This window comes from Streptomyces sp. NPDC032198 (assembly GCF_040636975.1).
Taxonomy (GTDB): domain Bacteria; phylum Actinomycetota; class Actinomycetes; order Streptomycetales; family Streptomycetaceae; genus Streptomyces.
This window is the reverse complement of the sequence record NZ_JBEZVL010000012.1, coordinates 185,295-206,278: the sequence shown is the minus strand read 5'-3', so window position 1 is coordinate 206,278 and position 20,984 is coordinate 185,295. Positions and strand designations below refer to the sequence as shown.

Annotated in this window: 18 protein-coding genes; 7 read left to right on the top strand and 11 right to left on the bottom strand. The window is 70.9% G+C overall.

The features are described 5' to 3' along the window. Positions 1-284 precede the first annotated feature (284 nt). From AB0E78_RS30180 to AB0E78_RS30170, 3 genes are read left to right on the top strand one after another with little or no spacing between them, the layout of a single operon-like run. Positions 285-692 carry a hypothetical protein gene (locus AB0E78_RS30180; protein WP_361838933.1) on the top strand — a complete coding sequence of 136 codons (408 nt, stop codon included), beginning with the start codon at positions 285-287 and terminating at the stop codon, positions 690-692. Next, positions 689-2,830, top strand: coding sequence for a bifunctional polysaccharide deacetylase/glycosyltransferase family 2 protein (locus AB0E78_RS30175; protein WP_361838931.1), 2,142 nt, complete (start codon positions 689-691; stop codon positions 2,828-2,830). The genes AB0E78_RS30180 and AB0E78_RS30175 overlap by 4 nt, the downstream gene beginning before the upstream one ends. A 20-nt stretch (positions 2,831-2,850) precedes the next feature. Further along, positions 2,851-4,026, top strand: coding sequence for an LCP family protein (locus AB0E78_RS30170; protein WP_361838929.1), 1,176 nt, complete (start codon positions 2,851-2,853; stop codon positions 4,024-4,026). Positions 4,027-4,056: 30 nt separating this feature from the next. Here the strand turns inward: AB0E78_RS30170 and AB0E78_RS30165 are convergent, their stop codons facing one another. After that, positions 4,057-5,352 (bottom strand): phosphatase PAP2 family protein, encoded by a 1,296-nt coding sequence (locus AB0E78_RS30165; protein ID WP_361839199.1) that lies wholly within the window; start codon positions 5,350-5,352, stop codon positions 4,057-4,059. Positions 5,353-5,575: 223 nt separating this feature from the next. Continuing rightward, positions 5,576-6,415: an alpha/beta hydrolase gene (locus AB0E78_RS30160; protein WP_361838926.1), complete on the bottom strand. Its 840-nt coding sequence runs from the start codon at positions 6,413-6,415 to the stop codon at positions 5,576-5,578. 71 nt (positions 6,416-6,486) lie between these two features. On the opposite strand from AB0E78_RS30160, the gene AB0E78_RS30155 reads away from it, so the two are divergent. Next, positions 6,487-7,440, top strand: coding sequence for a helix-turn-helix domain-containing protein (locus AB0E78_RS30155; protein WP_361838924.1), 954 nt, complete (start codon positions 6,487-6,489; stop codon positions 7,438-7,440). Here AB0E78_RS30155 and AB0E78_RS30150 read toward each other — a convergent pair. Then, positions 7,400-8,476, bottom strand: coding sequence for a PLP-dependent aminotransferase family protein (locus tag AB0E78_RS30150; protein WP_361838921.1), 1,077 nt, complete (start codon positions 8,474-8,476; stop codon positions 7,400-7,402). The two genes, AB0E78_RS30155 and AB0E78_RS30150, sit on opposite strands and share 41 nt — an antisense overlap. Between AB0E78_RS30150 and AB0E78_RS30145 the strand changes: the two genes are divergently transcribed. After that, the gene (locus AB0E78_RS30145) at positions 8,453-9,982 is read left to right on the top strand and encodes an FAD-dependent monooxygenase (RefSeq protein ID WP_361838918.1); all 1,530 of its coding nucleotides are present in this window, start codon (positions 8,453-8,455) and stop codon (positions 9,980-9,982) included. The two genes, AB0E78_RS30150 and AB0E78_RS30145, sit on opposite strands and share 24 nt — an antisense overlap. Positions 9,983-10,056: 74 nt before the next feature. Here AB0E78_RS30145 and AB0E78_RS30140 read toward each other — a convergent pair whose 3' ends face one another. The 7 genes from AB0E78_RS30140 to AB0E78_RS30110 all read right to left on the bottom strand — a co-directional run bounded on the left by AB0E78_RS30140 (position 10,057) and on the right by AB0E78_RS30110 (position 16,726). Beyond that, entirely contained in the window at positions 10,057-10,848 is a 792-nt protein-coding gene (locus AB0E78_RS30140) for an ABC transporter permease (protein ID WP_361838916.1), read from the bottom strand. Next, entirely contained in the window at positions 10,845-11,843 is a 999-nt protein-coding gene (locus AB0E78_RS30135) for an ATP-binding cassette domain-containing protein (protein ID WP_361838914.1), read from the bottom strand. The genes AB0E78_RS30140 and AB0E78_RS30135 overlap by 4 nt, the downstream gene beginning before the upstream one ends. A gap of 245 nt (positions 11,844-12,088) precedes the next feature. Further along, positions 12,089-12,478 carry a DUF1048 domain-containing protein gene (locus AB0E78_RS30130; RefSeq protein ID WP_361838912.1) on the bottom strand — a complete coding sequence of 130 codons (390 nt, stop codon included), beginning with the start codon at positions 12,476-12,478 and terminating at the stop codon, positions 12,089-12,091. Positions 12,479-12,480: 2 nt separating this feature from the next. After that, positions 12,481-12,810: a PadR family transcriptional regulator gene (locus tag AB0E78_RS30125; protein WP_361838909.1), complete on the bottom strand. Its 330-nt coding sequence runs from the start codon at positions 12,808-12,810 to the stop codon at positions 12,481-12,483. Between the two features lie 95 nt (positions 12,811-12,905). After that, positions 12,906-14,582, bottom strand: a complete 1,677-nt coding sequence (locus AB0E78_RS30120) for an amidohydrolase (RefSeq protein ID WP_361838906.1) — start codon at positions 14,580-14,582, stop codon at positions 12,906-12,908. Between the two features lie 30 nt (positions 14,583-14,612). After that, on the bottom strand, positions 14,613-15,455 hold the full coding sequence (locus tag AB0E78_RS30115) for a mycofactocin-coupled SDR family oxidoreductase (protein WP_361838903.1): 843 nt from the start codon (positions 15,453-15,455) through the stop codon (positions 14,613-14,615). Between the two features lie 98 nt (positions 15,456-15,553). Beyond that, on the bottom strand, positions 15,554-16,726 hold the full coding sequence (locus tag AB0E78_RS30110) for a magnesium and cobalt transport protein CorA (protein ID WP_361838901.1): 1,173 nt from the start codon (positions 16,724-16,726) through the stop codon (positions 15,554-15,556). A 214-nt stretch (positions 16,727-16,940) separates the two neighbouring features. On the opposite strand from AB0E78_RS30110, the gene AB0E78_RS30105 reads away from it, so the two are divergent. Continuing rightward, the gene (locus AB0E78_RS30105) at positions 16,941-18,173 is read left to right on the top strand and encodes a winged helix DNA-binding domain-containing protein (protein WP_361838899.1); all 1,233 of its coding nucleotides are present in this window, start codon (positions 16,941-16,943) and stop codon (positions 18,171-18,173) included. Positions 18,174-18,276: 103 nt separating this feature from the next. Here AB0E78_RS30105 and AB0E78_RS30100 read toward each other — a convergent pair whose 3' ends face one another. Beyond that, the gene (locus AB0E78_RS30100) at positions 18,277-19,113 is read right to left on the bottom strand and encodes a LuxR C-terminal-related transcriptional regulator (RefSeq protein WP_361838896.1); all 837 of its coding nucleotides are present in this window, start codon (positions 19,111-19,113) and stop codon (positions 18,277-18,279) included. Positions 19,114-19,262: 149 nt separating this feature from the next. Here AB0E78_RS30100 and AB0E78_RS30095 point away from each other — a divergent pair, with 149 nt between their 5' ends. Further along, entirely contained in the window at positions 19,263-20,981 is a 1,719-nt protein-coding gene (locus AB0E78_RS30095; RefSeq protein ID WP_361838893.1) for an AMP-binding protein, read from the top strand. Positions 20,982-20,984 lie beyond the last annotated feature (3 nt).

Genomic DNA, 20,984 nt, shown 5'->3' with positions numbered 1-20,984 from the left:
TGCCCGGCCCCACCCGGCAGAGCGCGCGGCATGCGTGCGTACGGGGAATCCCCGGTGCGCGCCGGGCACCGGGATGCGACTCCTGACGTCTCACGGGCAGTACGGCGGGCCTTCGGGTCCGTTACCCCCCACACAAAGAGCCGCGCGTGCGCGGCCGCAGATCAGGAGCACCAGTGCAGGGCACCCCCCACATAGCCAGCACACCGCACGACGGGCGGTCCTCGCCCGCACCACCCCCTGCGCCGATACCCCCTGCGCACAGATCGCGGCAGCCGGGACGGGACGTGACGCAGCACATGCCGCGCCAGGGCGTGGCGGCGCACGTGCCCCCGGCAGCACGGCGTCACCCGGCCGCCACTCCCCAACTCCCCGTCTTCATCGACCAGTCGGGCTGGCGCAGGCGGACCCTGCAAGGCATGGCCCTGGTCGTGGGCTGCGCCTGCCTCGGATATCTGCTGTTCGTCGGCACGCTGATCAGCGGACTCCTGCGGCCCGTCAGCACGCAGCCGCCGACCACGAACGCACCGGCGTCCTCCGTCCCGGACACCGGAGAGGCGGCCCGCGGCCCGGGCACACCGGCCCGCGCCGAGGCCCACCCGTCGCCCGCCACGGCCCACGCGGACCGCGACGACCGCCGCCGCCCACCGGCCGCCAGATCCGCCCCGCCGCCGGCCGGAGACCCGAAGCGGTGAGCGGGCGCACCGCCGCTGTCCGCCGCCCGCCGCGCGGACACTGGCTCGTGCTCCTGCTGGTCCTCCTGGTGGTCGCCGTCGCCCTCCTCTTCGAGGGCTGGACGACCCACCAGGTCGACGCCGCGCGCACCAAGCCGCTCTGTACGCGGCCGATTCCGCGCGCGGCGGACGACGGGAAGCCGCTGCTGCGGTTCGGCCCGAAGGGGGTGACCACCGCGTCCATGCCGCCGGGCACCGTCGCGCTCACCTTCGACGGCGGGCCCGACCCGGAGTGGACGCCGCGCCTGCTCGACCTGCTGCGCAGACACCACGCGCCGGCGACCTTCTTCGTCTACGGGAAGGACGCGGCCCGGCACCCGGCGCTGATGCGGCGGATCCTGCGCGAGGGCCACGAGGTCGGCTCGTACACGTACAGCGGCGGCGACCTCGGCGTTGCGTCGCCGCTGCGCGCGCGTCTCGAACTGTCCCTCACGCAGACCGCTTTCGCGGGCGCGGCCGGCATCAACACCTCCCTGCTGCGGCTGCCGCACACCACGGCCGCGGACACGCTCTGCGGCCCGCAGTGGCCGGCCGCGAAGCGCGCGGCCGAGCAGGGGTATCTGGTGGTCGCGTCGGACTACAAGTCCCGCAAGCCGTGGCGCGGTCTGGTGTCGCAGCACAGCCAGACCGACCTCGGCTACCGCGAGGCCGAGGCGCTCCTGAAGGACCGCAGGGTCAAGTCGTTCACCACCGTCAGCGGCGGCCTCGGGCGCCCCTCGCTCAACGACGGGGTCCCGGTCGCCCAGGAGGTCGAGGGCGAGGGCCTGATCTGGTCGCAGCGGCTCGGGCGCGCCTTCCTCACCGTGATGGTGTGGACGCTGACCCTCGCGGGCGTGCTCGGCGTCCTGCGGATGCTCCTGTTCGCGCTGTTCGCCCGGCTGCACGTGCGCAGGCTGCACCGGTTCCGGCCCGGCGCGCCACGGCTGCGCGAGGTGCGGGGCCCGGTGACGGTGCTGGTGCCCGCGTACAACGAGGAGGCCGGCATCGCCTCCACCGTGTACTCGCTGCTCGCCTCCACCCACCCGGACTTCCAGATCATCGTGATCGACGACGGCTCGACCGACGCCACCGCCGACATCGCCGAGGACATCGACGACCCCCGGGTGACGGTGATCCGGCAGCCCAACGGCGGCAAGCCGAGCGCCCTCAACACCGGTCTGGCGCACGCCAGGCACGACATCGTCGTGATGGTCGACGCGGACACCATCTTCGAGCCCGAGGCGCTGGCCCGCCTGATCCAGCCGCTCGCCCACCCGGCGGTCGGCGCGGTCAGCGGCAACACCAAGGTCGGCAACAGGCGCACCCTGATGGGCAAGTGGCAGCACCTGGAGTACGTGCTCGGATTCAACCTCGACCGGCGGATGTTCGAGGTCCTGGAGTGCATGCCGACGGTGCCGGGGGCGATCGGCGCGTTCCGCAGGGACGCGCTGATGGGTGTCGGTGGTGTCAGCGACGAGACCCTGGCCGAGGACACCGACCTGACGATGGCGCTCTGGCGGGCCGGGTGGCGTGTCGTCTACGAGGAGTCGGCGGTCGCCTGGACCGAAGTGCCGGTCAGCGTGCGGCAGTTGTGGCGCCAGCGCTACCGCTGGTGCTACGGCACGCTCCAGTCGATGTGGAAGCACCGGCACGCGGTGACGGAGGTCGGCCCCGCCGGACGCTTCGGCCGTCGCGTGCTGCTCTACGTCACGCTGTTCCAGATCGTGCTGCCGCTGTGCGCACCGGTCGTGGACATGTTCGCCCTGTTCGGGGCGTTCTTCCGCGACCCGCTTGAGGCGGCGCTCGTCTGGTTCGGTTTCCTCTCCGTCCAGTTGGTGACCGCCGCGTACGCGCTGCGGCTCGACCGCGAACGGCTGAGCGTGCTGTGGGTGCTGCCGCTCCAGCAGTTCGTGTACCGGCAGTTGATGTATCTGGTGGTCATCCACTCCGTGATCACGGCGCTGCTCGGCACCCGTCTGAAGTGGCACAGCATGAAGCGGACCGGCACCGCCGACCCGTACCTGCTGCAGGCGCCGACCGGAGAGATGTCCGCCGGGACACCCGCACCCGCAGACCCCCTCGACGGCCCGCCCTCGCGGCGGAGCCTGTCGTCGCCCTGACGTGACCAAGGGAGTTGACCATGACAGACCCGCTTGACCAGCGGGCCGGACACGCCATGCCCCCGGGGGAGCACGGCTGGGACGGCGACGGCGACGGCGGCGTGGCCGTGGCACCGGAGGACGACTCCGCCACGCGTGAGCGTTTCGCCGAACGCCCCAGCTCCCGCTACGGACCCCGGCGGGCGCACGCCCGGCAGCCGAAGAAGCGCAGGAGGCTGCGGCGGGCGGTGCTCGTCCTGCTGACCGGCGTGATCGTCGCGGCGGGCGGCACGTACGGCTGGGCGGAGACGCGGCTCCAGCGTGACGTCGACCTCGGCGCGTACGGGGACCGCCCGGCACCCGGCGAGGGCACCAACTACCTCATCGTGGGCTCCGACAGCCGCGACGGGCTCTCGGAGGACGCCGTGAAGGACCTGCGCGCGGGCGGGGGCGGCGGGCGGCGCACCGACTCGATGATGCTGCTGCACACCGGGGCCAACGGAACCAGCATGGTCAGCCTGCCGCGCGACTCCTGGGTCACCGTGCCCGGCCGCCTGGACACGACGACGGGCAAGACCAAGCGGCCCGAGGGGGACAAACTGAACGCCGCCTTCGCCTACGGCGGCCCCGAACTGCTCGTGCACACCGTCGAGCGGAACACCGGGCTGCGCATCGACCACTACGCGGAGATCGGCTTCGCCGGGTTCGTGAACATCGTCGACGCCATCGGCGGTGTCCGGATGTGTCTGGACCGCGACATCAAGGACAAGAAGTCGGGCGCCGACCTGCGCAAGGGCTGTCACGTCCTGAACGGCAAGCAGGCGCTCGCCTTCGTCCGCCAGCGGCATCAGGAGCGGGAGGGCGATCTGGGCCGGTCGAAGAACCAGCAGAAGTTCCTGTCGACCCTCGCCCACCAGGCGGCCCGCCCCGACACGCTCTTCGACCCGACGGAGATGGGCCCGGCCATGCAGGCGGGCCTGGACACCCTCATCGTCGACAAGGACATGAGCCTGCGCGACCTCGGCAAGATGTTCCACGCCGTGCAGAGCGTCTCGGGCGGAAAGGGCAAGCGCATCAACGTGCCCGTGTCCGGCTTCGGCGTCCCCACCTCCAAGGGCAACGTCCTGAAGTGGGACGCCAAGGCGTCGGCGCGGCTCTTCTCCGAGCTGCGGCAGGACCGACCCGTGACGGAGACAAGGAGCCGGACACGCCGTTGAGGTTCTTGGGATCCGTGAGCCCCTTGAGGCTCACACCATTTCGGGCTGTGGTTCCGGCCGGAGTGCCGGTGGGGTCTTCGGCTCCCACGATCCGGTGGTCCGTACGTAGCCGTAGATCACCGAAGCCGTCGACAGCATGACGAGAGGGCCGTACACCCACGGGTGTGCGGCCATCTCCATCGGCAGATAGCGGTACGACACCAGGAGCGCGCCGAAGACCGCCGTGCCGTAGGCGACCAGTTGGACGCCCGACCGGTGCCAGCCGTGGTCGTACGTGCGCAGGGCCGCCTCGATGGTGAGCGCGAACACCACACCGGCGAGGAGATCGACGCCGTAGTGGTAGCCGAATCCCAGTGTCGCGCCGAGCGTGGCGGTCAGCCAGAACGTCCCCGCGTACCGCAGCAGGCGCGGTCCCTTGCGGGAGTGGATGAAGATCGTGGTGGCCCACGCCGTGTGCAGGCTGGGCATGCAGTTGCGCGGGGTGATCCCGTCGTACGGAACCGGGTGCGGCACGGTGATGGGCGGCGGCGTGTGCGGCCACAGATCGGCCACCGCCCACTGGACGCCGCCGGTGCCGGAGGTGCCGGGACCGTAGGCGAAGATCGGGCCCACCACCGGGAAGATCATGTAGAAGGCCGGTCCGACGAGCCCGATCAGCAGGAAGGTCCGCACCAGATGGTGGCGCGGGAATCGACGCTCGGTCGCCACGTTGCGCAGCTGGTACAGGGCGACGGCGACGGCGGCCACCGCGAGCTGGGCGTAGACCAGGTCGAGTACGGGGCTGACCGGGCCGGAGGCCTCGAGGAGCCGGCCCGCCAGCCACGACGGATTACCGAGCGCGTGATCGGCCATCGCCACGTAGGGGTCGAGCACGGTCGGCCGGGTCTTCGCCGTGATGAGCAGCCAGGTGTCACCGGTCTTGCGGCCGGCCACCAGCAGCAGGCCGAGGCCGACGCCCTTGAGGAGCAGGACGCGTTCCGCGCCGGTGCGGCGCGTGATCGCGAAGACCGCGCAGCCCAGCATCGCCCACAACGCGCCGTTGCCGAAGAACTGCCCCTCGGGCACATCGGCATCGACCGCCCACCGCACCAGCACGAAGACCGCGTCGACGCCGACCGCGAAACCGGCGGCGATGAACCGCTGCCGCCAGGTCAGCACCACCATCATCAACGCCAGACCGCCGTACAGCGGGCCCGGCTTGGGCGGGAAGAGTACTTCCCGCGCCTGGTTGGTGATCGGCCCGGGCACGCCGCCGTAGTGACGCGCGGCGATCTCCAGGGCGACGAGGAACCCGAGGGCCACCAGACCTGCCGTGGCCCAGAGGATCACGCGCTGCCGACTCCACGCGGCGGCCTGGGTACTGCCCGTGATGTCTGCGGCGCCCGCTTCGTCAACTCTGCGGCTTATTCGCGGATTCGTCCGCGAAAACATAGGTATCAATTGTTTGGCCGATTTGGTAGGTGCTGTTGAAGCACATCACCCTTCAGGTGACACAGCGTCGTTTCCGGTGAAGGAGGGCGATGAGGCATTCGTCGAGAGGCCGATCATGCTACGCCGTGCAGAATTCGCCCAGCGCGCGGGCGATCCGGCCCGGGGCGTTCTCCGTGGGGATGTGATCCGCGTCGGGGACACGGATCAGCGTCGTCCGCGGGATCTCGGAGGCGAACCGCTCGGCGTACTCCACCTTCTCGTAGCCGTCGTCCTCGCCCCAGATCAGCAGCTTGGGCACCGTGGACCGCCGCAGCGCGGGAACGAGATCGAGGGTGTAGCGGCTGTCGGCCCCGCCCGCCATGGCCAGCCACGAGCGGCGAACCCGCGCTGTGGTCCACGGATCCAGATAGTCCGCGATCCGCTCCTCGGTGGCGGCGCCGCCCAGCGCCGCCGTCACCGCCCGTCGACGGGCGGCGAGGACATCGTCGGCGGCGCTCCCCGCGACGTCCCCCGGGCCCCCGAAGCGAGCCACGTGGGGCGCGGGCCAGGAGTCGTACATGACGGAGTTGACCAGGGCGAGCCGGGACACCTCACGGCCGCCGTGGACGAGGAGATGCTGGGCGATGGCTCCGCCGATGTCATGGCCCGCCACGGCGACCGGCCCGGAGAGGCCCAGGGCGGACGCGAAGCGCGCCACCCAGTCCGCGAGGGCAGGGACCGTGGCCGTCTCCGGGGTGAGCTCGCCTCCCGAGCGCCCGAGGCCGGGCAGATCGACCGCGAGGGGCCGCAGCCCCGCATCGGCGAGACCGCCGAGGACCGGGAGCCAGACCCGGCTCCAGTACGTCCCGTGCAGCAGCAACACGGCCGGGCCGTCCCGCTCCACGGTCAGATAGCTCGCCGCCGCGCCGTCGACCTGGACCGAGGTTCGCAGCACTCCCGTTTCGTTGGTCTCACTCATGGGTCCACCGTGACCCGGGCCCGCCTCCCGCGCCGAGAGTCCAGAAAGACACCCATGGGTACATTCCTGCCATGAACCTCCATCGCGTGGTGGCGCTGCTCAATCCGCCCCAGTCGCCCTTCGAGCTCGCCTGCGCGGCCGAGGTCTTCGGCACCGTCCCGCAGGGAGTGCCGGTCCGCTACAGCTTCCGGACCTGCACCGAGCACCCCGGCCGACTGCCGACCACGATCGGCTTCGAGATGCTCATCGACGCGGGTCTTGCGGCCCTGAGAGAGGCGGACACGGTGGTCGTCCCCGGCTGGCAGCCGCCCGGCGCACCGGCGCCGCCCGCCGTCATCGACGCGCTGCGGGCCGCCCACCGGCGCGGGGCGCGGATCGTCGCCATCTGCACCGGGGCGTTCGTCCTCGCCCAGGCAGGGCTGCTCGACGGCCGCCGGGCCACCACCCACTGGCGCGGCACAGCCCAGCTCGCCGCCACCTACCCCGACGTGCGGGTGGACCCGGACGTGCTCTTCGTGGACCACGGCGACGTGGCGACCAGCGCCGGGACCGGCGCGGGCATCGACCTGTGCCTGCACCTGGTGCGCTCCGACCACGGCGCGGCGTACGCCGCCCAGATCGCCCGGAACATGGTCCTGCCGCCGCACCGGGAGGGCAGCCAACTCCAGTACGCCGCAGAGCCCGTAACGGCCAGGGCGGCAGACGATTCGCTGGCGCCGCTCCTGGACTGGGCCACCTCCCGGCTCCACACCCGGCTGACCCTGGGCAGCCTCGCGGACCACGCGGGTCTGTCCGGCCGCACCCTCGCCCGGCGGTTCAGCGACCAGCTGGGCACCAGCCCGGGACAGTGGCTGCTCGCCCGCCGCATCGAGGCGGCACGCGTACTCCTCGAACAGACCGACCTGCCGGTCGAGGCCATCGCCACCCGGGTCGGCCTGGCGTCGGCGGTCAATCTGCGCCGTCGTTTCCGCGGACATCTGGGCACTACACCCGGCGCGTACCGGCGGGCCTTCGGCGAGGCGTGACGGCGGGGCCGGCGCACTGCGCGGTGATGAAGGCCGCCAGCCGCGCGATGCCCTCGGTGATGGCCTCCGCGCTCTGCGCGCTGCACGACAGGCGCAGTTGGCGGGTGCCGCCGCCGTCCAGGTGGAAGTCGCTCATCGGGGTCCACAGCACGCCGTAGGTGCGCGCGGACAGCTCCAGAGCCTTGTGGTCGGCGGCGAAGGGCACGGTGACGACGCAGAAGAAGCCGCCGTCAGGACGGTTCCAGGAGAGGCCGAGTCCGGCACGGCGTTCCTCGGGGAAGTGCCGCTCCAGTTCGTTCAGGAGCGTGTCCATGTTCGTGCGGTAGTACGCGATGGTCCCGGCGTTCGCCTCGCGCAGCTGGCAGCCGCTCTCAATGAGCAGACCGCCGATGACGGCCTGGCTCACGGCCGAGGTGTTGACGGTCGTCATGCTCTTGATCTTGGACAGTTCCTCGGCGAGGAGCGAGCGCCGTCCGCCGGGGCCGATGACCTCCTGATCGGCGATGACGTACCCCACGCGGGCGCCGGGCAGCGCCGTCTTGGCGAAGGAGCCCAGGTGCACCACGCGGCGGCCGGTGTCGAGAGCCTTGAGGGTGGGGCTGGCCGGGCCCGTCCGTACGAAGAACCCGTAAGGGGCGTCCTCCAGGACGAGCAGGTCCTCCTCCTCGGCCACCCTCAGCAGACGTTCGCGGCCGTCGCCGCTCATGCTGGTGCCGGACGGGTTGGAGAAGTCCGGGACGACGTAGAAGGCCCGGGGGCGTTCGCCCGCCGCCCTGGCGTCGCGCACGGCAGCGACAACAGCCTCCGGGTCGGGTCCGGCGGGGCCCTCGGGCACGGGGCGCACCCGGATGCCAAGCAGCCGGGCCACGCCGGTGATGCCCACGTAGCAGGGCGAACTGACCAGCAGGGTGTCCTCGGGGCCGGCGAAGAGCGCCCGCAGGACGAGGGAAGGCGAAGTCCTCTGAGCGCGTGCACGTGGATCGCGACCCAACGATGTCAGAGGGGCAGTGGAGTGACCGGGAATGACGTGGGGCACACCGGCATGGACACGGATGTGGTCATCGCCGCCGTCGGGCCGACGGGCCTGATGCTCGCCTGCGAGCTGCGGCTGGCAGGCGTCGACGTGGTGGTGGTCGAGCGGCTCGCCGAACGGACGGGCGAGTCGCGAGCCGGCGGGATGCACTCCCGCACCCTGGAGGTCCTTGACCAGCGCGGCATCCTCGACCGCTTCCTCGCGGCCGGCGAACTGCAGCCGGTGGGCCATTTCTCCGGGCTCAGGCTGGACTTCGACGAGTCCGAATCCAGGCACCCCTACCCGCTGATGATCCTGCAGTCCGCCATCGAGCGGCTCCTGGAGGAGTGGGCCGACGAGCTCGGTGTACGGGTGCGCTGGTCGTCCGAGGTGAGCGACATCAGCCAGGACGGGGCGGGCGTGACGGTCGGCCTGCGGACGGAGCGATCCGCACCGGCGACGCTGCGCGCCCGCTATCTCGTGGGGTGCGACGGTGGGCGCAGCGCGGTGCGCAAGCTCGCGGGCATCGGCTTCCCCGGCACTCCGGCGACGATGACCGCGATGATCGGCGACGTCGAACTCCCCGACCTGTCCGAGGAGTACATCTGGTGGCGGCGCCGTCCCACCGGCGACTATTCGGCGATCGCCTTCGAGCCGGGCTGGCACCGGCTGATCACCTTCGAGTACGACCGTGTCGCGGACCGCGGCGCCCCCGTGACCTCCGAGCAGCTGCGGGAATCGCTGATCAGGCTCGCGGGCACGGACTACGGCATGCGCAACCCCCGCGGGGTCTCACGGTTCAGTGACGCCGCGCGGCAGGCCGACCGGTACCGCGAGGGGCGGGTGCTGCTCGCCGGCGACGCGGCGCACATCCACTTCCCCGCCGGCGGGCAGGGGCTGAACATGGGCGTGCAGGACGCGGTCAACCTCGGCTGGAAGCTCGCCTCCGTGGTGCGCGGCCGGGCCCCGGAGAGCCTGCTGGACAGCTACCACGCCGAGCGGCACCCCGTCGCGGAGTGTGTGCTGCACAACACCCGGGCACAGTCGGCCCTGGCCCGCCCCGGCCCCCAGGCGGACGCGCTGCGCGACGTGTTCACCTCGCTCATCGTGTTCGACGACGTCAACGCGTATCTGCGCGGCATGCTCACCGCGCTGGACATCCGCTACCCGTCGGACGGCGACCACCCGGTCGCGGGCCGCCGGGTTCCCGATGCCGACCTGAAGACGTCCGACGGCATCTCGCACGTCTACGCACTGCTGCACACCGGCCGTCCCGTCCTGCTCGATCTGTGCGGCAGCGCCGAGGTGGCGTCGGTGGCCGAGGACTGGTCCGACCGCGTCGACTTCGTCGAGGCGCGGAGCGAGGACGACCACTGGTATGTCCCGGCCGCCGGCGAGGTCCCCGCCCCCGCCGCGCTCCTCGTACGCCCCGACGGCCATGTGGCCTGGGCGGCCACCGGCGGCACACCCGCCACCGCCGCGCTCCGGACCGCCCTCACCACGTGGTTCGGCCCTCCGACGCAAGGATGAGACACCGGCCCCAACAGCCCGTGGCCCCCACCAGGGGGCCACGGGCTTCCTGCGTGTGCGAGCGGTCGCGCCGGTTACTTCAGGGCGCGGTTGAACTGGGAGATGGACCAGCGGTAGCCGAGTGCGATCAGGCCGACGCACCAGGCGATCGCGATCCATCCGTTGTTGCCGATCTCGGTGCCGAGGAGCAGCCCGCGCAGGGTCTCGATGGCGGGGGTGAACGGCTGGTACTCGGCGATGGGCTGGAACCAGCCCGGCATCGTGTCGGCCGGGATGAAGGCGCTGGAGATGAGCGGCAGGAGGATCAGCGGCATCGCGCTGTTGCTGGCCGCCTCGGGGCTCGGGCTCGCCAGGCCCATGCCGATCGCGATCCAGGTGAGGGCGAGGGAGAAGAGCACGATCAGACCGAACGCCGCGAGCCACTCCAGGGCGCTCGCGTCGGTGGAGCGGAAGCCGATGGCCACGCCGACGGCGCCGACGAGGATCACGCTCAGGACCGACTGCAGCACGCTGCCGATGACGTGCCCGACGAGCAGGGAACCCCGGTAGATCGCCATCGTGCGGAAGCGCGCGATGAGGCCCTCGGTCATATCCATGGACATGTACACCGCGGCCCCGATCACGGTGCTGCCGATGGTCATCAGGAGCAGGCCCGGGACGACGTAGGCGATGTAGTCGGACCGGTCCGCGCCGCCGCCGCCGATGCCCGAGCTCATCACGTCGCCGAAGATGTAGACGAAGAGCAGCAGCATCATGATCGGCGTGAGCAGCAGGTTCAACGTCCCGGACGGGTAGCGCCAGGCGTGCAGGAGGTTGCGGCGCAGCATCGTGTTCGAGTCGCGCAGCGCGAGGGAGAGGGAACTCATCGGGCGTTCTCCTTGGACTGGTTGGGGACGTCGGGGCCGGTCAGGGCGAAGAACACGTCGTCGAGGTCGGGGGTGTGCATGCTGAGTTCGTCGGCCTCGATGCCGGTGGAGTCCAGCCAGTCGAGGATGGAGCGCAGCTCACCCTGGCTGCCGTTGCTGGGGATGGTCAGGACCAGTGCCTCGTCGTCCGTGGTGACCTCGGTCAGCGACAGGGCGGCGAACTGGTACGCGGCCGGGTCGGTGAACCGGAGCCGGACGTGCCCGCCGGGGATGAGCCGCTTGAGCTCCTCGGCGCTGCCCTCTGCGGCGATCTTGCCGTCGTTGAGGACCGCGATGTGGTCGGCGAGTTCGTCGGCCTCGTCCAGGTACTGGGTGGTGAGGAAGACGGTGACGCCACCCGTGACGAGCTCGCGGATGATGCCCCACATGTTGTGGCGGGCGCGCGGGTCGAGTCCGGTGGTCGGCTCGTCGAGGAAGATGACCCGCGGGCTGCCGACCAGGGTCATGGCGATGTCGAGCCGCCGCTTCATGCCGCCCGAGTAGGTGACGGCAGGCTTCTTCGCGGCCTCCACCAGGTCGAACCGCTGGAGGAGTTCGGCGGTGATGCGCTGCCCCTCGCTCTTCGACAGGTGGTGCAGGTCCGCCATGAGGAGCATGTTCTCCTCGCCGGTGATCAGACCGTCGACGGCGGAGAACTGCCCGGTGACGCCGATCGCGGCGCGCACGGCCTGCGGGTCCTTGGCGAGGTCGTGGCCGTTGACGTGCAGCTCGCCGGCGTCGGCGTCGATGAGCGTGGAGAGGATCTTGACGGCGGTGGTCTTGCCGGCGCCGTTCGGGCCGAGCAGCGCGTAGACGGAACCGGTGGGGATGCGGATGTCGATGCCGTCGAGCACGGTCTTGTCGCCGTAGGCCTTGCGCAGGCCGATGGCGGAGATCGCGGTCTGCGACGCGTCACGGTCACCCTGACTGGATGTGGGCATGACAGATGAAGGCATGGGGGCCTCCCGTTTCGGAAGTCGAAGTGGTGAGGGAAGGGAAGTGGGGGAGCCGGGGGCCGCGGGGCGGCGTCTGAGATGTCCGCGGGCTCTCGGCACCCGCGGACTCTCGGCACCCGGGGGTCCGCTGCGTGGCTGCGGGGGTGGGGGTGTGGGGGTGTGGGGGTGTGGGGGTGTGGGGACAGAGGGATACAGGAGAGCAGGGATACGGGGATATGGGGATACGGGGATGCGGGACCGCCTGGCTAGGAGGCCTTGCCGCCCTTGCCGTCGTCTTCTCCCGCGGCGCGCTCGAGGGTCTTGACCAGCCGCTCCCGCTCCCGGTCGGGGACGTATCCGCCCCTCGTGTAGTTCTCGGCGAACGCCGAGACGAACTCCACGGGGTCCTCCCCGACGACGCCACGGATGGGCGTTCCGTCCGCCGCGGCCTGCTCGAACAGATCCGCGAGGTCCTCGAATGCCGCCGACGCGCTGTCGCCGTCCGCCGGCACGAAGAGCATCAGGTAGCGCTCGATCGCCTCGACGGCCGTGCGGTAGTCATCGGGAAGCTGCTTGACGCGTGCCCGGTACGCCCACCAGCGCTTCTTCGGTCCGATCACCTTCGAGAGGAAACCGTGCTCTTCTGTCTCGGGCATGGTCATCTGCCTCCTTCATGAAGCTGTTCCAGTCGTTCTGCGAGGAAGCTCCATGTCCTCCAGAACTCGTCGAGGTACTCCCGGCCCTTCGCGTTCAGGGAATACACCTTGCGCGGCGGTCCCTTCTCCGACGGGACCTTCTCCACGTCGACCAGGCCGTTCTTCTCCACCCTGACCAGCAGCGCGTACACGGTGCCCTCAGAGATGTCGGAGAAGCCCTGCTCCCGAAGCCACGAGGTGATCTCGTAGCCGTAGGCCGACCGTGCGGACAGGACCTCCAGGACGATGCCTTCCAGGATGCCCTTGAGCATCTCCGTTGCCTGCTTGCCCATGGGCACCCTCACCTACTCAGTGTCATTGACTACTGGTACACAGTAACGCTGACTACCGGTACTTGGCAACACTGAATAGCGAGGGGTTTCCGGGCTCAGCCGTCCACCGCCTCCGTCCGTGGCCGCCGCGCCCCCGCGTCGAAGACCAGGTCACCTTCGACGAACGTCATCTGGACTGCGGTGGCGTGGACTTGGGTGATCGGCACCTCGAAGGGGTTCTGGTCGACGACGATGACGTCGGCGAGCATGCCGGGTTCGATGCGTCCGACGCGGTGCGCCATGCGCGCCTGGCGCGCGGAGTTGACCGTGAACAGGTCGAAGGCCTGATCCAGCGTGATGGCCTGGGACGCCCCGAAGCGTTCGGCGCTGCCTCCTGGCTGCTGCCGCGTGACGAGCGTTTCGATGGCGGACCACGGGTTGACCGACGGCACGACGCACCAGTCCGACCCCGCCACGACCAGGGCGCCGCCGTCCAGCATCTCGCGCACCGGCCAGACGCGTTCGATCGCTGCCGGGCCGACGGCGGTCGCTATGTCGGAGCAGATGGGGGAGGGCTGCCACAGGTAGGGAGAGACCTCGAACGTCGCGCCGATCCGCGACGCGCGCTCGATGTCGGCCTTCGCCACGAACGTGCAGTGCCCTACGTTGTGCATGCACGGGCCGGGCCCGTTGGCCGCACGGGCGGCCTCGATGGCGTCCAGTGCGGCCCTGACCGCCGCGTCGCCGGCGGCGTGGAACTTGACGGTGATGCCCATCCGGTCGAACCGGGTGACCGCCTGCTCCAGGACCGCGGGCGCGATCGCGAGCAGCCCGTGCCGCCTGGCCTCGTCGTCCCGCCCCTCCACCGTGTCCTGGTAGGGCTCGATCATCGCCGCCGTATGGCTGTCGGTCGGTACCCCGTCGAGGAAGATCTTCACGCAGTCGGGCGCGATATGGCCGCTCGCGTGCAGATTCCGGGCCGCGATCACGTCTTCGCAGACGGGATCGACGGGGGACCACACCAGGCAGAGGCGTACGCGCTGCCGGACGGCTCCGGCAGCGGCGAGACGGGTGTAGGCGCGCAGCTCGGCCCGCGGCCCGGCGGTGAACCCCACCGCCGCCTCGGTGAACGACGTGATCCCGTAGGAGAGCATTTCTCCGAGGGCCCATTCCAGAGCCGCCTCGACCTCTTCGTCGGACGGCTTGGGGGCCGATGCGGCGAGGAGATCGGCGGCGGTCTCGCGCTGGATGCCGCTCGGATGTCCCGCGGTGTCCCGCTCGAAGATGCCACCGGGCGGGTCGGGTGTGCCGGGGCCGATTCCGGTGGCCGCGAGGGCCGCGCTGTTCACCCATGAGCTGTGCCCGCTGGTGTCCTCGAGGAGGACCGGGTTACGGGGGGCGACGGCGTCCAGCATCGTCCGATCAGGGGTGACACCGAGCGCGGACGTGTCCCACTGCCCGCCGAGTACCCACGCGCCGGGGGCGGCCCGGGACACGTGCTCGGCCACGATGCGGAGGGTGGCGGCCAGGGTCGAACCCTGCGGGACCTTGCAGCGGCGTTCGCGGATTCCGGCGTAGATCGGATGCACGTGCAGGTCGTGCAGCCCCGGCAGGACGGTCCCGCCGCCGAGATCCAGCACCCGCGTGCCCGGCCCGCGCCGCCGCAGTACGTCCTCGCGGCCGCCGACCACCTCGATGACACCGGCGCGCACGCTGAGCCCCTGGGCCCAGCCCGACGAGGTCCTGACCCGCCCGCCCACCAATATCGTGTCCGCGTACAGATGATCCGTCATGGCGCTCCCTTCCATCCCCGGCTCGGTGAGTCAGCGGCGGTTGATGAATCCGGCGTCGACGGGCAACGTGACACCGGTGACGTAGCGGGCTTCGTCCGAGGCCAGCCACACCACGGCATTCGAGACATCGACCGCCTCAACCACCGCTACGGGCAAGGCATTTGGTGCCGTCTCGGAGAGAATGGGGTCCTGGGCGACGAACTCGACGATGGCCGGGTCGGTGACCATGGGGGTGGCCACGCCGGTGGGGTGCACGGAGTTCACCCTGATGCTGTGCGGGGCGAGATTGTTGGCATAGGTGCGCATCAGCCCGACGACGCCGTGCTTGGAGGCGGCGTAACCGAGCCCGCCGTTGCTCGCCCCGCCGATGCCGACGAGCCCGGCGGTGGAACTGACGATGACGATCGAGCCGCCACGCTCGGCGGCGACCATCGACGGGATGGCCACCTCGACGGTGTGGAAGGTGCCGGTGAGATTGACATCAAGGGCGTCATGCCACGCCTGCACCCGGTCCTCCACGAGCAGCGGCGCTATCCCGGCGTTGGCAACCACGATGTCGATCGCCCCGAACTCATCAAGCCCGGCGTCGTACGCCTCTTGCAGCGCGGTCCGATCGCGCACATCGGTCTGCCGCGCCACGACGCGGCGCCCCAGGGCCCGCACTTCCTCGACGGCGTCGTCCAACTCCTCCGGCGTCGACAGCGGATAGGGCACGGTGTCGACCGGCCGGCACATGTCCACGACGACCAGGTCGGCGCCTTCCTCGGCCATCCGCCGAACATGACTACGCCCGAGCCCGCCGGCGGCACCGGTGACAAAGGCAACTTTGCCCCCAAGCCGCCCCACCCCTATCCGAGTTCCCTCATCTCGCATGCCACGGCTCCCTGCGGCTCCCAGCTGCTCCCCGCCATGTCCCAGCGATAGCAGCGCGGACGCACGGGCGGCAATGGCCCCGGCTCGAGATCTCCCGCCTACAGCCAGTCCCGCCGCTTGAAGATGAAGTACAGGCTCACGCACACCACGGCCATCAGCAGGATCGCGAACGGGTATCCGGCCGCCCACTTCAGCTCGGGCATGGTCTCGAAGTTCATGCCGTAGATCGTGCCGACCAGAGTCGGGGCGAAGAGGATGGCCGCCCACGACGAGATCTTCTTGATCTCCTCGTTCTGTTCGAAGCCCGCCTCCGCGAGCGCTCGCATCTCCGCGTTCTGTTGCTGGGTGACGAGGGTGGAGTTGACCGTGAGGATGTCGGTGAGGGCCTGGCGGAAGCCGTCGACGCGTTCGCTGGTGTGCGTGACGTGGTCGGCGACGTCGCGCAGGTAGCGCTGGAGTTCCTCGTCGGTGCGGTACTTCGCGAAGCCCGCCATCAAGGAGTGCAGCATGGCGACCAGAGGGCGGGTCGCTCGCTGGAACTCGACCATTTCGCGGGAGAGTTCGTAGATGCGGCGGGAGACCGCCGGGTCGCCGCCGAAGACCTCGGTCTCGATCTCGTCGATGTCGTTCTGGACTCCGGCCACGACCGGGGCGTACCCGTCGACCACCGCGTCCAGGATCGCGTAGAGGACCGCCTCGGGGCCGAGCTTGAGGAGCTCGGGGCTCTCCTCCATGCGGCGGCGTACGGCGGTCAGGTCCGGGGCGGCGCCGTGGCGCACCGTGATGACGAAGTCGGGGCCCACGAACACGTGCAGTTCGCCGAAGTCGACCTCCTCCGGAGCGTCCAGATAGCGGGCCGCGCGCAGGACGACGAAGAGGGTCTCGCCGTAGCGCTCCAGCTTCGGGCGCTGGTGCGCCTCCATCGCGTCCTCGACGGCGAGCTCGTGCAGGTCGAACTCGGCCGCCAGGGACAGGAGTTCGGTCTCCGTCGGCCGGGCGAGGCCGATCCAGGCCATGCCGTCGGGCTGCTCGCGCAGCTCCCGGAAGGTGTCGGCGAGGGTGGCCGGCGTCGCGACGCGCACCCCGTCGCGGTAGAGCGCGGCCTGTACGACGCTCGCGGCGTCCGGCGGTGCGGGGGAGGGGGACGCGGGCGTGCCCTCGGGATGTCCGGATTTCCCGTTCCCTGAGGCCGAGGAGGCCTTGGCCGGGGCGGTGCGCCGCCAGCCGTGCCTCTTCGTGCTCGGTACGGGCCGGGCCCGGCGCTCCGCCATGCTGACTGCCTCCGATGGCTGTGTGTCGGTGTCGAACGTGCGTCTTGCCAGCTCGAAGCAGGATATACGTCCTAAAAGTCGCGGGCGTGGCGCCATCTCGACCATCTCGACGCCATCCGGTGCACTCCCGATGCGCTCTATACGCATGCCGCTGCGTATCTCCCGGCGCGCTTGCGGACAGAGGATGTCCGCAAGTCCCGCTAGCGTGCGGAGCATGACGAACACGCCGAGTACGCCCAGCAGACCGAGTACGTCGAGTACGTCGCGTTCTCCGAAGACCGGGCGGGCCCAGCACACCGACCCCGTACTCGGCACGCGCGCCCTCAACCGTGCCACCCTCGCCCGTCAGCTCCTCCTGGATCGCTCGGCCGGTCTCTCCGTCGAGGGCGCCGTCGCCCACCTCCTCGGCCTCCAGGCGCAGAACGTGAAGCCGCCCTATTACGCCCTCGCTGCCCGCATCGAGGGGTTCGACCCGGAGGAGTTGTCCGGGCTCCTCGCCTCGCGCGACCTCGTACGCATCGTCACGATGCGCTCGACCATCCACCTGCACACCGCCGACGACGCCCTCACCCTGCGCCCGCTGGTGCAAGGCGCCCGCGACCGTGAGCTGCACGCCTTCCGTAAGGGGCTGACCGGCGTCGACCTGGCGGAGCTCACCTCGCTCGCCCGCGCCGCCGTCGAGGAAGAGCCCCGCACGATGAAGCAGTTGCGGGACGTCCTGCTGCCCCGCTGGCCCGATGCCGATCCGCAGTCCCTTGCCGTCGCCGCCCGCTGTTCGCTGCCGCTGGTCCAGGTCACCCCGCGCGGCCTGTGGCGGCGCAGCGGGCAGGTCGCGCTCACCACCGCCGAGCACTGGCTCGGCCGCCCGAGCGGGCCGGTGCCCACGCCCGACGCCACCGTCCTTCGCTACCTCGCCGCCTTCGGGCCCGCCTCCGTCAAGGACATGCAGACCTGGGCGGGTCTTACGCGGTTGCGGGAGGCCTTCGAGCGGCTGCGGCCCCAACTGCTTACGTTCCGCGACGAGAACGGTGTCGAGCTCTTCGACCTCCCCGACGCGCCCCGCCCCGACGCGGACACCCCGGCCCCGGCACGCTTCCTGCCCGAGTTCGACAACCTCCTCCTCTCGCACGCCGACCGCAGCAGAGTCGTGCCGCCGGAGTACAAGGGCCGCACCTGGAAGGGCAACTTCGCCTATAGCGTCTTCCTGGTCGACGGCTTCCTGGCGGGCGTGTGGCGCGTCGAAGAGGGCGGAGGAAAGGGTGGGGGGCGGAGTGCGGGACAGGCCAAGGGCTCCGCCGACTCCGCCGTCCTCACCATCGAGCCGTTCGGCACCCTGACCAAGGCCCAGCGGCACGAACTGACCGAAGAGGCGGAGCGGCTCCTTCGCGGCCCCCTGCACGGGGCCGCCACGTACGACATCCGGTTCGGCACGGTCATCGAACGCTGAACGGCGGAGGCCTGGCTCAGCAGCCCACTGGTCCCCGTCCCACGATCCATTGGGTCCATTCCGTCCGACACCGGCGAAACCGTCGGTCAACGCCGCCCGCGGCTCACGGCAGCAGCCCCGCCCGGCGGGCCGCCACCACCGCCTCCAGCCTCGTGTGCGCGCCCAACTTCCGCATGGCCGCCCGCAGATACCCCTTCACCGTCTCCGGCCGCAGCCCGAGCCGCTCCGCCGCCACCGCGTTCGTCACGCCCCCGGCCACGCACACGAGGACATCCACCTCGCGCGGCGCCAGTGACACCGAACGCTCCCGACCCTGCGGCACCGTCGCCGCCGAAGCCAACCGGCCGCACACCGCCAGTATGTCCGCCCGCAACGCCGGGTCGGCGATCCGCGGCGCCAGTTCCCGCAGCGCGCCGTGCGCCTCGCGGACCTGTTCCCAGGCGGCCCCGGCCCCCGCCTGCGGCTCCCGCGCCGCCGCGATGAGCGCGCGCACCTCGTCCCGTACGACAAGGGCCTGCTCCACGTCACGCGCCGCCGCCACCGCCGCCGAAAGCGTCCGGTCGCCCAGCGGCTGGGCCGAGCGCAGGGCCCCGTACAGGACGCCCCGGACCTTGCGCCGTACCACCACCGGCACCGCGAGCACCGAGCGCAGGCCCTCCGCGGCCACCGCGACGTCGTACTCATGGCTGATGTGGCGCGAGTCGTGGTAATCGGTGACCGCGCAGGGACGCGAGAGCGCGACCGCCTTGCCGCCGAGACCGTTCCCTGACGACACCGCGAGACCGCACAGCGCACGCGTCCCCGTGCCCGTCAGCTCGGCGATCCGCACCTGCCGCTGCCCCTCGACGAGCCCGCCGAAGGCCACCGGAAGCCCCGTGCCGCGCCGCAGCCGCAGCAGCGCGGACCGCATCTCGACCGCCTCGCCTCCGTCAGCCGTCACGCGCAAGACCTTTCGCTTCGGGACACCCCCGTCCGGGGGTGGTGAGACCTGCATCACGAATTACACGATGTTACGTAGCGTCCGGCAATGACTCACGCGATGGGTCCGGCAAAGGTGCCGGGCATCGGACCGGCGACGAGGAGAGCGCAATGACGACGACGGGCACCAGCGGCACGGAACAGTTCCGCACGGCTCGGGACTTCCTGCTGCGGCATCGCGAGGACTACGCCGCCGCCTACGAGGGTTTCGCCTGGCCACGGCCCGAGCGGTTCAACTGGGCACTCGACTGGTTCGACGTCATCGCCCGGGACAACGACAGGACCGCGCTCCACATCGTGGAGGATGACGGGCCCACCACCCGCTTCTCCTTCGCGCATCTGTCCGCCCGCTCCAACCAGGTGGCCAACTGGCTGCGCGACCGGGGCGTCCGTGCCGGTGACCGCGTCGTCGTGATGCTCGGCAACCAGGTCGAGCTCTGGGAGATCGCCCTCGCCGCGATGAAGCTGCGCGCCGTCGTCATCCCGGCGACGCCCCTGCTCGGGCCCGTCGACCTGCGGGACCGCATCCAGCGGGGGCGCGCCCGCCACGTGGTCGTACGCTCCGAGGACACGGCGAAGTTCGACGACGTGCCCGGCGACTACACCCGCATCGTCGTGGGCGGCGACCGGCCTGGCTGGATCTCGTACGACGGGGCAGGCGGGGCAGACGGGGGCAGCGGGGTCAAAGCGGTCTCTGAGGCCTCCCCGGTCTTCGAGCCCGACGGCGTCACCCACGCCGACGACCCCCTGATGCTCTACTTCACCTCGGGCACGACGGCCCGCCCCAAGCTGGTCGAGCACACCCATGTGTCCTACCCCGTAGGGCACTTGGCGACGATGTACTGGATCGGCCTCAAGCCCGGCGACGTCCACCTCAACATCTCGTCGCCCGGCTGGGCCAAGCACGCCTGGTCGAACCTCTTCGCGCCCTGGAACGCCGAGGCGACCGTCTTCATCCACAACTACACGCGCTTCGACGCGGGCCGCCTGATGGCCGAGATGGACCGGGCCGGGGTCACGTCCTTCTGCGCCCCGCCGACCGTCTGGCGCATGCTCATCCAGGCCGACCTGACCCAGCTCCGGACACCGCCGCGCGAGGTCGTCGCCGCGGGGGAGCCGCTCAACCCCGAGGTCATCGACCAGGTGCGGCGCGACTGGGGGGTCACCATCAGGGACGGCTTCGGGCAGACCGAGACCGCCGTACAGGTCGCCAACTCGCCCGGCCAGAATCTGAAGGTGGGCTCGATGGGGCGGCCCACGCCCGGCTTCGCCGTCGAACTCCTCGACCCGGTCACCGGAGAGCCGGGAGCGCAGGAAGGCGAGATCTCCCTCGACCTCGCCGTGAACCCGGTCGGCCTGATGGCCGGCTACCACGGCGACCCGGAGCGCACCGCCGAGTCGATGGCCGGCGGCTACTACCGCACCGGCGACATCGGCTCCCGCGACGCCGACGGCTACATCACCTACGTCGGCCGCTCCGACGACGTGTTCAAGGCATCCGACTACAAGATCTCCCCGTTCGAGCTGGAGAGCGCGCTCCTGGAGCACGAGGCGGTCGCGGAGGCGGCGGTCGTCCCCGCGCCCGACGCGCTGCGGCTCGCCGTCCCGAAGGCGTACGTCGTCCTCGCCGCCGGACATGAACCAGGACCGGACACCGCGAAGTTGCTCTTCGAGCACTCACGCGCGGTCCTCGCCCCCTACAAGCGGCTGCGCCGCATCGAGTTCGGCCCGCTCCCCAAGACCGTCTCCGGCAAGATCCGCCGGATCGAGCTGCGCGAGGCCACGGCCGCGGGCTCCGACGCCGAGTACCGCGAGGAGGACTTCCGGTGAGTG